This window comes from Pseudomonas sp. Tun-23181 (genome assembly GCF_057415455.1).
Genome location: NZ_CM171630.1, coordinates 506698 through 520326, shown reverse-complemented (window position 1 = coordinate 520326; position 13629 = coordinate 506698). Strand labels below are relative to the sequence as shown.

General features: G+C 64.6%; 10 protein-coding genes and 1 pseudogene. 3 read left to right on the top strand and 8 right to left on the bottom strand.

Annotated elements, in window-relative coordinates:
- Nucleotides 1-48 precede the first annotated feature (48 nt).
- Nucleotides 49-1614, bottom strand: a complete 1566-nt coding sequence (gene peaA / locus ACDI39_RS02845; protein WP_486537568.1) for a quinohemoprotein amine dehydrogenase subunit alpha — start codon at nucleotides 1612-1614, stop codon at nucleotides 49-51.
- 446 nt (nucleotides 1615-2060) lie between these two features.
- On the opposite strand from peaA, the gene ACDI39_RS02840 reads away from it, so the two are divergent.
- Together ACDI39_RS02840 and ACDI39_RS02835 are read left to right on the top strand one after the other, a co-directional pair.
- On the top strand, nucleotides 2061-3554 hold the full coding sequence (locus ACDI39_RS02840; RefSeq protein ID WP_225790700.1) for an aldehyde dehydrogenase family protein: 1494 nt from the start codon (nucleotides 2061-2063) through the stop codon (nucleotides 3552-3554).
- Between the two features lie 49 nt (nucleotides 3555-3603).
- The gene (locus ACDI39_RS02835) at nucleotides 3604-4923 is read left to right on the top strand and encodes an alginate export family protein (RefSeq protein WP_486537565.1); all 1320 of its coding nucleotides are present in this window, start codon (nucleotides 3604-3606) and stop codon (nucleotides 4921-4923) included.
- Between the two features lie 576 nt (nucleotides 4924-5499).
- Here ACDI39_RS02835 and qhpG read toward each other — a convergent pair.
- The 6 genes and pseudogenes from qhpG to ACDI39_RS02805 all read right to left on the bottom strand — a co-directional run bounded on the left by qhpG (nucleotide 5500) and on the right by ACDI39_RS02805 (nucleotide 11545).
- Nucleotides 5500-6798 carry a flavin-dependent monooxygenase QhpG gene (gene qhpG, locus ACDI39_RS02830; protein ID WP_225790702.1) on the bottom strand — a complete coding sequence of 433 codons (1299 nt, stop codon included), beginning with the start codon at nucleotides 6796-6798 and terminating at the stop codon, nucleotides 5500-5502.
- A complete protein-coding gene (gene qhpE / locus ACDI39_RS02825; protein WP_225790703.1) occupies nucleotides 6791-7468 on the bottom strand; it encodes a subtilisin-like serine protease QhpE in 678 nt (225 codons plus the stop codon). Before qhpE ends, qhpG begins: the two co-directional genes overlap by 8 nt.
- Complete coding sequence (locus ACDI39_RS02820; protein WP_225790704.1) at nucleotides 7465-9192, bottom strand: ABC transporter ATP-binding protein; 1728 nt, start codon at nucleotides 9190-9192, stop codon at nucleotides 7465-7467. Before ACDI39_RS02820 ends, qhpE begins: the two co-directional genes overlap by 4 nt.
- 3 nt (nucleotides 9193-9195) lie before the next feature.
- Nucleotides 9196-10542, bottom strand: a pseudogene (locus ACDI39_RS02815) (sigma-54-dependent Fis family transcriptional regulator); the annotation flags it as partial.
- Between the two features lie 54 nt (nucleotides 10543-10596).
- Nucleotides 10597-11301, bottom strand: coding sequence for an IS6-like element IS26 family transposase (locus ACDI39_RS02810; protein ID WP_001067855.1), 705 nt, complete (start codon nucleotides 11299-11301; stop codon nucleotides 10597-10599).
- A 46-nt stretch (nucleotides 11302-11347) separates the two neighbouring features.
- Nucleotides 11348-11545 carry an ArsR/SmtB family transcription factor gene (locus tag ACDI39_RS02805; protein ID WP_000365431.1) on the bottom strand — a complete coding sequence of 66 codons (198 nt, stop codon included), beginning with the start codon at nucleotides 11543-11545 and terminating at the stop codon, nucleotides 11348-11350.
- A gap of 306 nt (nucleotides 11546-11851) precedes the next feature.
- On the opposite strand from ACDI39_RS02805, the gene ACDI39_RS02800 reads away from it, so the two are divergent.
- Nucleotides 11852-12556, top strand: coding sequence for an IS6-like element IS26 family transposase (locus ACDI39_RS02800; protein ID WP_001067855.1), 705 nt, complete (start codon nucleotides 11852-11854; stop codon nucleotides 12554-12556).
- A gap of 214 nt (nucleotides 12557-12770) precedes the next feature.
- Here ACDI39_RS02800 and ACDI39_RS02795 read toward each other — a convergent pair whose 3' ends face one another.
- The gene (locus ACDI39_RS02795; RefSeq protein WP_000062185.1) at nucleotides 12771-13268 is read right to left on the bottom strand and encodes a hypothetical protein; all 498 of its coding nucleotides are present in this window, start codon (nucleotides 13266-13268) and stop codon (nucleotides 12771-12773) included.
- Between the last annotated feature and the right edge of the window lie 361 nt (nucleotides 13269-13629).

The following is a 13629-nucleotide window of genomic DNA, read 5'->3' as shown; positions in this document are numbered from 1 at the left end:
CCTCTCGATGTTTCAGCCCGTTCTGGTGGCGTGCACGACAAGCGGCCCTTATGGCAAGGGCGGGTTGTTCCAGCGCTGTACGGTGACGATCATGTGGCCTTCGCCCTTCTGCCCGCCGTCCTCGAGTTCGGCGATGACCTTCAGGTTGCCGGCGTTGTTGGTCATCATCTTGCGCTCAGGGTTGGGGCCGGCGCCGGCTGGCATGAAGACGCCGTCGGCCTGCATGGTCCCTGCGAACTTCACATCCTCGTCCTCGGCCGCCCGCTCGTTGAACGGCTCGACCTTCCACTTGGCCGGCAGGTAGCCGATGCGCAGCGGCTGGCCGTTGGCATCCTTGCCCCAGGCCTCGGCCTCGAAGCGGCCCTGGACCTTGGGCGTGGAGCCACCGTTCTCGCCGATACGGGCGATGGAGAACGCCGGCACCACCTTGACTTCCTCGACCTTGTCGTACACCGCCAGGTTCACGCCCTTGAGCGCGCCCACGGCGACTTCGCGCAGGCCGGGCGCGGCGTTGGCGGCCGCACGGGCCTTGACCCGCACCAGGGTCGGGGTCGACTCCAGCACTTCGATCACCTCGACACCGGCACCGAGCACCGGCTTGCCCGACAGGCCACTGCCGACCAGGGTGATCTCGCTTTCGCCACCGGCCTTGATGAACGCCGGCTGCACGGCCAGCAGGCGTGCCTTGCCCGCTTTCACCGCGCTGAAATCCAGGCCGCGCTCGTCGTGCTCGGCCTCGAACATACGGCCCTTCATCTCGCCGTCGAGGGCGGCGAAGACCTGGCGCAGGTTGGCATCGCCGACCTTCACGTTGCCGCGCCACTCGTAGCCGTTGTAGAGGATCGCCGAACCGCTGCCATTGAACGGCGTGCCGTCGGCATAGCGGCCCTTGACCTCGACCTTGAAGGTATCGCCGGCATCGGCGGTGACGGTCATCACGCCACGCACATCGCCCTTGGCGAGCATGTGGCCGCTGAACGCCCACTGCCCGGGCAGTGCCTCGGCCTTGGGCTTGGCCTTCTGCCATTCGGCCCAGGCGGGGTCATCGAGCGGGAAGCGCTTGGCCAGGTCCGGCACCATCTCCTTGAGGGCGATGCCCAGCCAGTCGCGGTCGCGCGCCTGGGCCTGGTATTCGAGGGACGGCCACTGGCCGAGGTGGAAGTTGACCAGGTGTTCCCATTCCTTGGCCGGACGCCGCTGCAAGGCGACCCGGGCGCCGGAGTGGCAGCGTCCGCACATCTGGCTGAAGCGGTCGTCGAAGTGCTCGACGGTGTTGAGCCGGCGCTCCATGGCATAGCGCACACCGTCGGTCTCGCGGGGCGCCAGGCCCTGCTTGTCGGCCAGGTACTTGACCAGGGTGCGGCGCTCTTCGTCGCTGATCTGCACGCCATGCATCACCTGCATGCGCGCGATGCTCATCAGCCAGCCTTCCGGGGTCTTGCGCTGGTGGCTGATGCGGCTGTAGCTGTCGTTGCCTTCGGGGATATGGCACCCCATGCACTTGGATTGCAACAAGCTCGGGCCCTGCTCGGCCGCCATGGCCTGGGTGCTCAGCAGTGCGGCGGCGACCAGCGCCAGTTTGCCCGCATGCCGCCGGAGTCGAGTCGTCTTCAAGGTCAGACCTCCACGGTGTTGTTCTTATCGTTTTCGCACGCTCTGATACCGCAGGTGCATGTGACGGTGCTGATACAGGAACTGTGCCAGTACTGGTTAAAAGCTTTCGCTTCAAAGGGTTGGACGATTTCGCCGGGCAATTCCCGGCAGCCGCCCGCGAGTCGGAACGTCCCATTTCGCGACAGGCTGTTTCAGTGTGAGACAGGGGCCGCGCCAAAGCGCACCGCAAACCCTGTGGGAGCGGGCTTGCCCGCGAATACAGGCACCGCTCAGTCACTGTTTCACCCCCGTCTCAACGTGTCTCAATGTGCAACAGCATAGTCCCCGCCCTTCTCCCCCGCGCCAGGAGAAAACCCTTGCCACTCAAGCCATTGCCCACCATCGGCGGCATTGGCACGGCCATTGCGCACTTGCTCGTCACACCCAATGACAAGAGGCATCGCATCATGCTTTCCGAACTGCCCATCCTCCCCGCCACCCGCGCCTTCCTCGAGCGCAAGCTGCAGATGCGCATCGGCGCCGGCTGGCAGGACGCCGCCAGCGGCCGCACCTTGAGTTTGCGCAACCCAGCCAGCGGGGCGGTCCTCGGCGAGGTACCCGCGGCCGACCAGGACGACGTGGACCGGGCTGTCGAGGCGGCTCGCCAGGCCTTCGACGACTCGCCCTGGAGCCGCCTGCGCCCCCGCGAACGGCAGAACCTGCTGTGGCGCCTGGCCGACCTGATGCAACGCGACGCCCAAGTGCTGGCCGAGCTGGAATGCCTGAACAACGGCAAGAGCGCCGCCGTGGCCCAGGCCATGGACGTGCAACTGGCCATCGATTTCATGCGCTACATGGCCGGCTGGGCCACCAAGGTCGAAGGCAGCACGGTCGAGCCCTCCCTGCCGCTGATGCCCAACGAGCAGTTCCATGCCTTCGTCCGCCGCGAAGCGGTGGGCGTGGTCGGCGCCATCGTCGCCTGGAACTTCCCCCTGCTGCTGGCCTGCTGGAAGCTCGGCCCGGCCCTGGCCACCGGCTGCACCCTGGTGCTCAAGCCGGCCGACGAGACTCCGCTGACCGCCCTGAAGCTGGCCGAGCTGGTCGACGAAGCCGGCTACCCGGCCGGGGTGTTCAACGTGATCACCGGCACCGGCCTCAACGCCGGCGCCGCCCTGAGCCGCCACCCCGGCGTGGACAAGCTGACCTTCACCGGCTCCACCGAAGTCGGCAAGCTGATCGGCAAGGCCGCGATGGACAACATGACCCGGGTCACCCTGGAGCTGGGCGGCAAGTCGCCGACCATCGTCATGCCCGACGCCAACCTGCAGGAGGCCGCCGCCGGCGCCGCCACAGCGATCTTCTTCAACCAGGGCCAGGTGTGCTGCGCAGGCTCGCGGCTGTACGTGCACCGCAAACACTTCGACAACGTGGTCGCCGACATCGCCGGCATCGCCAACGGCATGAAGCTCGGCAATGGCCTGGACCCGACCGTGCAGATGGGCCCGTTGATCTCGGCCAAGCAGCAGGACCGGGTCACCGGCTACATCGACCTGGGGCGCGAGCTGGGCGCCACCATCGCCTGCGGCGGCGAAGGTTTCGGCCCGGGCTATTTCGTCAAACCGACGGTGATCGTCGATGTCGACCAGCGTCATCGCCTGGTGCAGGAGGAGATCTTCGGCCCGGTGCTGGTGGCCATGCCGTTCGATGACCTCGACGAGGTGGTCAGGCTCGCCAACGACAACCCCTATGGCCTGGGGGCGAGCATCTGGTCCAACGACCTGGGCGCGGTGCACCGGATGATCCCCCGCATCAAGTCCGGTTCGGTGTGGGTCAACTGCCACAGCGCCCTGGACCCGGCCCTGCCGTTCGGCGGCTACAAGCTCTCCGGGGTCGGCCGCGAGATGGGCGCGGCGGCGATCGAGCACTACACCGAGCTCAAGTCCGTGCTGATCAAGCTCTGATTCGACACAACCATCGCGCGACCAGAACAAGAACAATGGAGCATCCCCGATGATTCGAATCCATCCCCTTCCCTTGGCCGTCCTGCTGGCCTCGACCCTGCAACTGGCCAACGCCCATGAGCTCTACAACCAGGACGGTACGGTCCTCAACGCCGACCTCGAAGCCCTGTTCGGTGTGTTCCACAGCGACGAAAGCTTCGACCAGGCCGGCAACCGCCAGCCCGGCAGCAGCGCCTGGCGCGAGGGCTACGTCAAGTACGGCTTGAGCGGCAGCCAGGCGCTGGCGGGCAACAGCACCCTGTACGGCGGCTTCAGCCTGCTCAGCTCGGCCACCTGGGGCGACGGCGATGCCGCGGGCCTCAGCCTGGGCGACGAACGCCGCACCGCCGTGGAGGATGCCTACCTGGGCTGGCGATCGGGCGACCTGTTCCCGGCCCTGGGCGAGGACGGTGTCGATATTTCCGGCGGCCGCCAGCTCGTGACCCTGGGCGACGGCTTCCTGATCCAGGGCGACCCGGTCAACCTGGGCAAGGTCGACCTGGGCGCCAACTTCAACCGCGGCGGCGCCTACTACCTGGCCGGGCGCAAGGCCTTCGACCGCACTGCCGTGCTGCGCCTGGGCGGCAACCAGGGCTGGCGCGGCGACCTGATGTGGCTCAAGTCGGACAACCACTACCAGGCCGACACCTCCCTGGCGGTCGCCAACCTCGAGCATGTGAACGATGCCGGGACCCTGGGCCTGAGCTGGATCCGCGGCCTGGATGTCGATCAGCGCTATGCCCGGATCATGGGCCTGGAGCACCGCGACGGCATGGACACCGTCAGCCTGCGCGGGCGCGGCAGCCTGGGCGTCGAGCACCTGGAGGTGGCAGCCGAATACGTGACCCAGGACCGCAGCGGCGGGCGCGAGAACGCCTGGTACCTGGAGGGCAACTGGACCTTCTCCGAACTGCCCTGGTCGCCCACCGCCACCTACCGCTACAGCCGCTTTTCCGAGGACTTCGACCCGCTGTTCTATGGCTTGAGCCGTGGCTACGGCACCTGGTTCCAGGGCGAGGTGGCAGGCAACTACGCCGGGCCGTTCAACAGCAACAGCCAGGTGCACCACGTGGGGCTCAAGGTCACGCCGCGGGACAACGTGACCCTGGGTGCGCTGTACTTCGACTTCGACACCCTGGAGACTGACCGAGGCAACCTGGGCGGCCGGGAGCTCGACCTGTACCTGGAATGGATGGTCAACGACCACCTGCTGATCAGCCCGGTGGTGGGGTTCTACAAGCCGGAGCGCAGTGCCGACAGGGGTGGGGTGCAGTTGGGGGGGCGCGATACCGGGACCTACCTGCAACTGCTGGTCGGGACCTTCTTCTAGGCAGGAGAACTTGGGGCCTGTCCTGACACCACCGACATATGGCAAGGGCTACGCCCTTGATCGCGGGCAAGCCCGCTCCCACGGGCCCCTGCAAACCACATTACTTGTGATCGACTCGAGCACCCTGTGGGAGCCGGCTTGCCGGCGATTGGGCCAGCCCTGACACCACCGACATATGGCAAGGGCCACGCCCTTGATCGCGGGCAAGCCCGCTCCCACAGGCCCCTGCAAACCACATTACTTGTGATCGACTCGACCGCCCTGTGGGAGCCGGCTTGCCGGCGATTGGGCCAGCCCTGACACCACCGACATATGGCAAGGGCCACGCCCTTGATCGCGGGCAAGCCCGCTCCCACGGGCCCTGCAAACCACATTACTTGTGATCGACTCGAGCACCCTGTGGGAGCCGGCTTGCCGGCGATTGGGCCAGCCCTGACACCACCGACTATGGCAAGGGCTACGCCCTTGATCGCGGGCAAGCTGCTCCCACGGGCCCCTGCAAACCACATTACTTGTGATCGACTCGAGCACCCTGTGGGGGGCCGGCGATAGGCTGCAAAGCAGCCCCCGGGTCCCTCACCGATACCCCTGCCCAACCAGCCATCCCTTCACCATCGCCCGCTGCTGCATGGTCAATGGCTTCAGCAGCGCATCCAACGGCCCGCCCGCCTGCACCTGGCGCACCAGCGGCGCCAGCTCGATGCCCTGCAGGTGCCAGATCCCCAGTGGCTGGTCCTGGGTAACCACCACCTCTGCCTCGTCCACCCAGCCATCGCGCAGCACCGGCCGGCGCTCCACCCGCACGGCCTGCCAATCGGCCTCGGCGTGCACCGGCCGATCATCCGGCCAGGCGCGCCGCCGGGCCCAGAACGCATGCTCGCCGCGGGCCTGCTCCTGGGCATAGAAATCCCGCCCGATCCGGGCAAAACGCAGGAACAACTGCTCGATACGCTCCTGGTGAAAACGCCGCGCCAAGGCCTCCCGCCGTGGCTCGCGCAGCAGCGTGTTGATCACCGCCGGAGCCTGCAACGCCGAGGACAGCGACTGGAAAATCCCATTCCCCGACAGGGGGTCCACGGCCATGGCCGCATCCCCCACGCGCAACCAGTCGCCACCACTGCACTCGCCCGCCAGGATCGCCGTGCTGCTGCGCGCATGCACGGCAGCTGGCAACAGCGCGCGCTCGTCGAAGAACCCGGCCACCAGCGCCGAGCGCCGGCGCCGTTCGGCGCAGTACGCGGGCAGTGCCGCCTTGCCCGGCAATTGCGCCGTACCGGCATCCAGGGTGATCTGCCAGTAGCAGCGGCCATCGGCCAGGCGCGCCATCCATGCCCAGCCATCGTCCAGGCTCTCGACCGCCGAGGCCGGCGTGCCCGGCGTGGACTGCCAGAGGTTGAGCAGGCTGACGGTCTCCGGGCCGCGCAGCCGGTCGGCGGCCAGAGGTGCCTGGCGGCCACGGGCCTCGACCAGGAAATCGGCCTGCAGCAGTTGGCCATCATCCAGCCGCACCTGGTGGCCATCCTCGCGCATGACCTCGCGCACCCGGCCCTCGACCAACCTCACCCCGGCCAACTGCAAGTCATCGCGCAGGGCCTGGTCGAAGCGCTGGCGGTCGAGCAGGAACTCCTGGTTCAGTTGCAGGTGCTCGCCGTTCCAGCGTACCTGTCGCGTCGCCGCTATCGCCGCCTCGGCCAGCCCGCCGGCGAGCCCGGCATGGCGCAGCCCTTCGAGCACCCGCTGGGACACGCCCTCCACCGCGGAGAAACGACGCCAGTCGCAGACCACCGTGACCGGGTAACCCAACCGGCGCAAGCCAATGGCGGTGGCCGCACCAGCAGGGCCGGCGCCCAGCACCAGGATCCGCGCTTCAGCCATCGCGGCCACCTCGCCGCTCCGGGCCGATGAAGCAAGCGCCCGCCCGCAGCCGCTCCACGACCTGCTGGCGGTCCAGGCACGGGCACTCGCGCAGCCAGGCAGCGACCTGCCCACTCACTGCCGCGCAAGCCAGGCTCGCCCCGGCCAGCCCTTGGCCGCCGACATAGCCACCGACATCCGCCTGGGCACTGCCCAGCCACGACCATTGCCCTGGCGCGCAACGGGCATCGCCGGTGATGCGCAGCACGCCCGGGTAGCTCGCCGGGTACACCGGCCCGCCACGCGCCGGGCTGGAGGCGCACAACAGCGCACCGGTCGCCAGGGCTTCGTCGCAGGCCTGGCGCAGCACGGGCCGGTCCTGGTGCAAGCCCAGGCTGAGATTGATCACGCTTGCGCCCTGCTCCACCAACCACAGCAACGCCGCGGCCACCTGCAGGGCACTGGTGCTCCACTGCTGACCGAATACCTGGGCCAGCAGCACCGGCATGTCGCCGGCTTGCGTCTGCAAGCAGCCCAGCACGGCACTGCCATGCCCCAGTTGGTCGGGCAGCGCTGGGCCTTCGCGCAGCACGCCGTCGTCGAGCCAAAAGCGCCGCGCCGCACGCAGCGCCAGGGCCTGCCCGGGCGAACAGCCGCTGTCGATCATGCCGATGCAGGCTTGACCGGTCATTTGTCGGCCATCGCCTGGGGCAGCACGCGCAACTGGCCATCGCCCAGGTGCAGGTGCAGGTCGGCGTCGGCCAGGGTCGAGGCACGGTGGCTGATGAGGATACGCGTGCGCCCGGCGAACAGCTGGTCGATGGCGGCGATCACCTCGCGCTCGGTGGCTTCGTCCACCGCCGAGGTGGCTTCGTCGAGCACCAGGATCGCCGGATCCTGCAACAGCGCCCGGGCGATGGCGATGCGTTGCTTCTGGCCACCGGAAAGCTGCTGGCCACGTTCGCCCAGCAGGCCATCCAGGCCCAGCGGCAGGCTGTCCACCAGGCTGTCCAGGCGGGTCAGGCGCACCACCCGCTCCAGTTCCGCGCGGCTGGCCTGTGGGCTGCTGTAGGCCAAGTTCTGCGCCAGGGTACCGCGAAACAGGACGATGTCCTGGCTGACCACGGCGATACGCCGGCGCAGGGCGGCCAGGTCCAGTTCGCGCAGGTCGGCGCCGTCGAGCAGGATACGCCCGGCGTCCGGGTCGTAGAAGCGTTGCAGCAGGTCGATCAAGGTCGACTTGCCCACCCCCGAGGCGCCGCTGATGGCGACCTTGAGGCCACCGGGGATGCGTACCTGCACGCCGCGCAGTACCGCGCCCTGGCGCCCGGCATGGGCGAAGTCCACGGCCTCCAGGCGCAGTTCGCCCGGCCCCTCCGGCATCGGCCGCGGCGCCTGCGCCTCGCGTACCGCCAGCGGCTCCTGCTTGAGCTCCATCACCCGCCCCAGGCTGACCGCCATGCGCTGCACCGCCACGTACAGCCCCAGCAGGCTCTGCACCGGGCCGACGGCCATGCCCAGGTAAGTGGAAAAGGCGATCAGCGCGCCCAACTGCCAGGTGCCCTGGATCACCCACCAGCCGCCAACCAGGAAAGCGCAGGCACGGCACAGGGAGGTCAGCGTGCCCGGCACGGCCTGGGTGAAGAATTCGGTGACCTGCACCTTGAGCAATTGCCCCATGTAGCCCTGGCCCAGTTGCTCCAGGCGCCCAGCCTCGCGCCGTTGCTGGCCGGCGGCCTGGATGAACTTCATCGCCGGCAGCGTCTCGACCAGGAACGACGACACGTCCGCCGAACGCTCGCGCAGGCTGCGCACCTCGCGCTCGACCTTGCGCCGCATCCAGCGCAGCCACAGCACCTCGATGGGGATCAACAGCGCCAGCAGCAGCGACAACTGCCAGGACAGCATCAGCATCAGGCCCACGGCGCCGAGCAGGCCGATCACGCTGGAGACCGCCGAGAACAGTGAATCCACGGCAAAACGCTGAATCTCGGCGACATCGCCATCGAGCCGTGACAGGATGTCGCCGGTACGCCGCCGGCCATAGAACGACGGCGACAGCTGCTGCAGGTGGCGATAGAGGTCATCACGCAGGGCGAACAGGATGCGCCCGGACAAGCGGGTGTGCAGGTAGCGGTTGACGCCCGCCAGCACGGTGCCGAGCAACCCGGCGCCGATCATCAGCGCCGCCATGTGCCAGAGGGTCTGGTAGTCCCGTGCCAGCAGGCCCTCGTCGATCAGGGTCTTGACCAGCCACGGCTGGGCCAGGGCCAGCAGCGAGGCGGACAGCGACAACCCCAGCAGCACGGCGATGGCCTGCCGCTGCGGGCGTACGAAGCCATACAGCCAGGCCAGGGCCTGGCGCATCAGCACGGGGTCGCTGGACTCCACCAGCCGCGCGAACAGGCCACCCATGGCTCAGCCGCGCAACTGCTTGAGCTTGCGGTACAGCGTCGCCCGGCTGATGCCCAGCGCCTCGGCGGCGGCCGAGACATTCCCCTGGTGGCGCGCCAGGGCGCCGCGGATCAGTTCCAGTTCGTTCTCGCGCAGGCTGCCGGAGGGCGCCGCGCCGCTGACCAACTCGTCCAACAGGCAGTCGGTAAGATGATCCAGGCCCAGCACCTGTTCACCGTCCTCACGCATGGCCAGGGCGGTGCGCAGCACCATCTCCAGCTGGCGGATGTTGCCCGGCCAGTCGAAGCCATCGAGCAGCTCGGCCAGGGCTGGGTCGAGGGTCACGCCCTTGGCGCCGAACTTGTCCAGCAGGCCCTCGATGATGCCTGCCAGGTCGTCGCGCTCGCGCAGCGCCGGCAAACGCAGGGACACGCCGTTGACCCGGTAGTACAGGTCTTCGCGAAACGCCTGTTCGGCCACCTGGCGCTTGAGGTCGCGGTGGGTCGCGCAGATCAGCGCCACATCGATCGCCTGCTCGTCGGCAGCCCCCAGCGGCGCCACCCGGCGCTCCTGCAGTACCCGCAGCAGGCGGGCCTGCAGGGCCAGGGGCATGTCGCCGATCTCGTCGAGGAACAGGGTGCCGCCATGGGCCTGCATCAGGCGCCCGACCATGCCGCCCCGGCGCGAGCCGGTGAAGGCGCCTTCGCGGTAACCGAACAGCTCCGACTCGATCAGGCCTTCGGGGATGGCCGCGCAGTTGACCGCGACGAAGGCTTTGTCGGCACGCGGGCTGGCCTGGTGCAAGGCACGGGCGACCACCTCCTTGCCGGTCCCGGTCTCGCCCAGCAGCAGCACCGGCAGGCCATTGGCCAGCCCCTGGCGGGCCATACGCAGCCCACGGGCCAGGCGCGCATCGCCGCCGGCCAGGGCCTGCAGTGCCGGCGACTTCGCCGAGGCGGCCGGCTTGCCGACGCCCGCTGCGCCATTGAGGTTGCCATGGCGCGGCAGTTGCAGGACCCGGAAGAAGAACTCGCCCTTGGCGGTCTGCACGCTGCTCACCCCGCCCTGCCACAGGCGGGCGATGAAGGCCGACGAGCGCTCGCCGAGCAGGTCGCTGCTGCGCCGCCCGAGCAGCGCCTGGCGCGGCACCTGCAGCAACTGGCAGGCGTTGTCGTTGGCCGCCAGCACCTCGCCATCCAGGCTCAGGGCCAACAGCCCCTGCCAGGCGCTGGCCAGGTACTGGGGCCGGCTGTGGAAGGCCAGCACCCACTGCTCGGGGTGGCACAGGCCGAACAGCCGGCCTTCGATATTGCCGGCCGCCAGCATGAGGGTGCAGAGGCTGTCCTGGGGCTGGGTCATCACCCCCTCGCGGGGGCACTGTTGCAAAGTTAGCGATGAGGCAGCCTTTTGTCTTATTCAAAGGCCTTACATTTCAAAAACTCTGCTTACCAGGCGCATTTCGCCCAGGGGATCACCATAATAAAATGCTGAGGCCTGGCCTTTGCGTAGTGCACGCATCACCTCAATACCTTTGATGGTGGCGTAAGCCGTCTTCATGGATTTAAATCCCAGCGTGGCGCCGATTATCCGTTTCAGTTTGCCATGATCGCATTCAATCACGTTGTTCCGGTACTTAATCTGTCGGTGTTCAACGTCAGACGGGCACCGGCCTTCGCGTTTGAGCAGAGCAAGCGCGCGACCATAGGCGGGCGCTTTATCCGTGTTGATGAATCGCGGGATCTGCCACTTCTTCACGTTGTTGAGGATTTTACCCAGAAACCGGTATGCAGCTTTGCTGTTACGACGGGAGGAGAGATAAAAATCGACAGTGCGGCCCCGGCTGTCGACGGCCCGGTACAGATACGCCCAGCGGCCATTGACCTTCACGTAGGTTTCATCCATGTGCCACGGGCAAAGATCGGAAGGGTTACGCCAGTACCAGCGCAGCCGTTTTTCCATTTCAGGCGCATAACGCTGAACCCAGCGGTAAATCGTGGAGTGATCGACATTCACTCCGCGTTCAGCCAGCATCTCCTGCAGCTCACGGTAACTGATGCCGTATTTGCAGTACCAGCGTACGGCCCACAGAATGATGTCACGCTGAAAATGCCGGCCTTTGAATGGGTTCATGTGCAGCTCCATCAGCAAAAGGGGATGATAAGTTTATCACCACCGACTATTTGCAACAGTGCCGTCCAGCGGATATCAGCGCTGAAAGATGATGGCTGAGCGTGGAGGCAGGAATCTCAAGGTGCTTCTGCAGTTCGCCAACCGGCAGGCCTTCATGACCCGCCCTGACCAGCTCCCGGTATATGCTGAGACGTGTCGGGTGGCCCAGTTCTCGAAGTGCGTTTGCAGCAGTGTTTAAATCCATAATACCTCCTTTATCTATATTTCCAGAATAATAGAAATATAGCCTGCGTCAATCGTTTCTGCCGTGAGGGTACCGCTTTCCCAATCATGCTCTGTCCGCCAGGTTATGGGGGGCAGAGCCAGAGCACTACCGAAATCCTTGCGAATACCCGTGCAGGGAATAATTTCCGCCCCCTTTATGGCCGGAAAAAAAACTGATAAACGTCGCCTTTTCAGAAGGTTGCTTTCTTAACGTGGTTTTTCGGGCACTGTTGCAAATAGTCGGTGGTGATAAACTTATCATCCCCTTTTGCTGATGGAGCTGCACATGAACCCATTCAAAGGCCGGCATTTTCAGCGTGACATCATTCTGTGGGCCGTACGCTGGTACTGCAAATACGGCATCAGTTACCGTGAGCTGCAGGAGATGCTGGCTGAACGCGGAGTGAATGTCGATCACTCCACGATTTACCGCTGGGTTCAGCGTTATGCGCCTGAAATGGAAAAACGGCTGCGCTGGTACTGGCGTAACCCTTCCGATCTTTGCCCGTGGCACATGGATGAAACCTACGTGAAGGTCAATGGCCGCTGGGCGTATCTGTACCGGGCCGTCGACAGCCGGGGCCGCACTGTCGATTTTTATCTCTCCTCCCGTCGTAACAGCAAAGCTGCATACCGGTTTCTGGGTAAAATCCTCAACAACGTGAAGAAGTGGCAGATCCCGCGATTCATCAACACGGATAAAGCGCCCGCCTATGGTCGCGCGCTTGCTCTGCTCAAACGCGAAGGCCGGTGCCCGTCTGACGTTGAACACCGACAGATTAAGTACCGGAACAACGTGATTGAATGCGATCATGGCAAACTGAAACGGATAATCGGCGCCACGCTGGGATTTAAATCCATGAAGACGGCTTACGCCACCATCAAAGGTATTGAGGTGATGCGTGCACTACGCAAAGGCCAGGCCTCAGCATTTTATTATGGTGATCCCCTGGGCGAAATGCGCCTGGTAAGCAGAGTTTTTGAAATGTAAGGCCTTTGAATAAGACAAAAGGCTGCCTCATCGCTAACTTTGCAACAGTGCCTTTTCAACACAAGCGTGATCATCGGTGCATCCGCACCCTATACATTTAGCAGTGAGCATAAGCGCCTCCCCAAGTAAATTAACAACATCATAGTATCATTATGTGATGCTGTAAATATTAAAAAGAAAGCGGCCATAGCCGCCCTTCCGAAGTAATTTTCCTTTAGTGGTTGTCTTGGCCCTGTTTCCAAGCGACGAATGCCTGCACTAGCGGTACGCCATCATCACTCAAGGCATTCCCTTCTATCCATCCGCCTCGTATGACGACAGACTGCCCTGATTCCAAGCCAAAAGGTTCCCACTCAGAAGCCACCGGGGAACCGTCCACCAGCAGGTCGAGATCTTCAATCCATTTATCCCGGCCATCCAGAGTTTTCCAAACTGAGTCATCGACCCAAAAGGCCTTGATTTGTTCTGGTGTGGCATTGGTCCAATCGTTGTCTTTCCCGTCAGCAAGTGAAAGTACAGAGTCAACCGTTTGCTGCCAGTTCGGCCAATCTTCTTCGACAACAACGCAAGTAAGCGAGCTCTTGCCATTTGCTCTGCGGCCATCATCAACCTTCCGGATCAGCCTTTCCAGTGTCGCCAGCTCCTCATCGCAGAGCACGGCCTGTGCATCGCTTATCTTTGCCACGAAGTAACGTGCTTCAAGCATCGACATAATTATTTACCAATATCAGCGCCTTCTTGGACTTTTTCGTCAAACGCTTTAGCAGCCAAGAAAGCCTACAATCCTTGATGGGCTAGGCACTTTATCGCAGCGGCATTATCCTTTACTTACATCGCCACTCCTTTATTCACACCCCCATGTTGAGTGACCATGGCCATTTAGATAACAAAAAAGCCTAGCAAATTGGCTAGGCTTTTTACGTTTAGGAATGTGATGCTAATGCTCAGGCTGAAAGTTAACGCGCGGAGCTTAAGTCGATTAGGCCTGACCGATTAAGTATGAGCCATTAACTACAAGCGCATCGAGCATCAGCATTTTGTCCATATATCTTTACAGCTTATATGACGGCTAT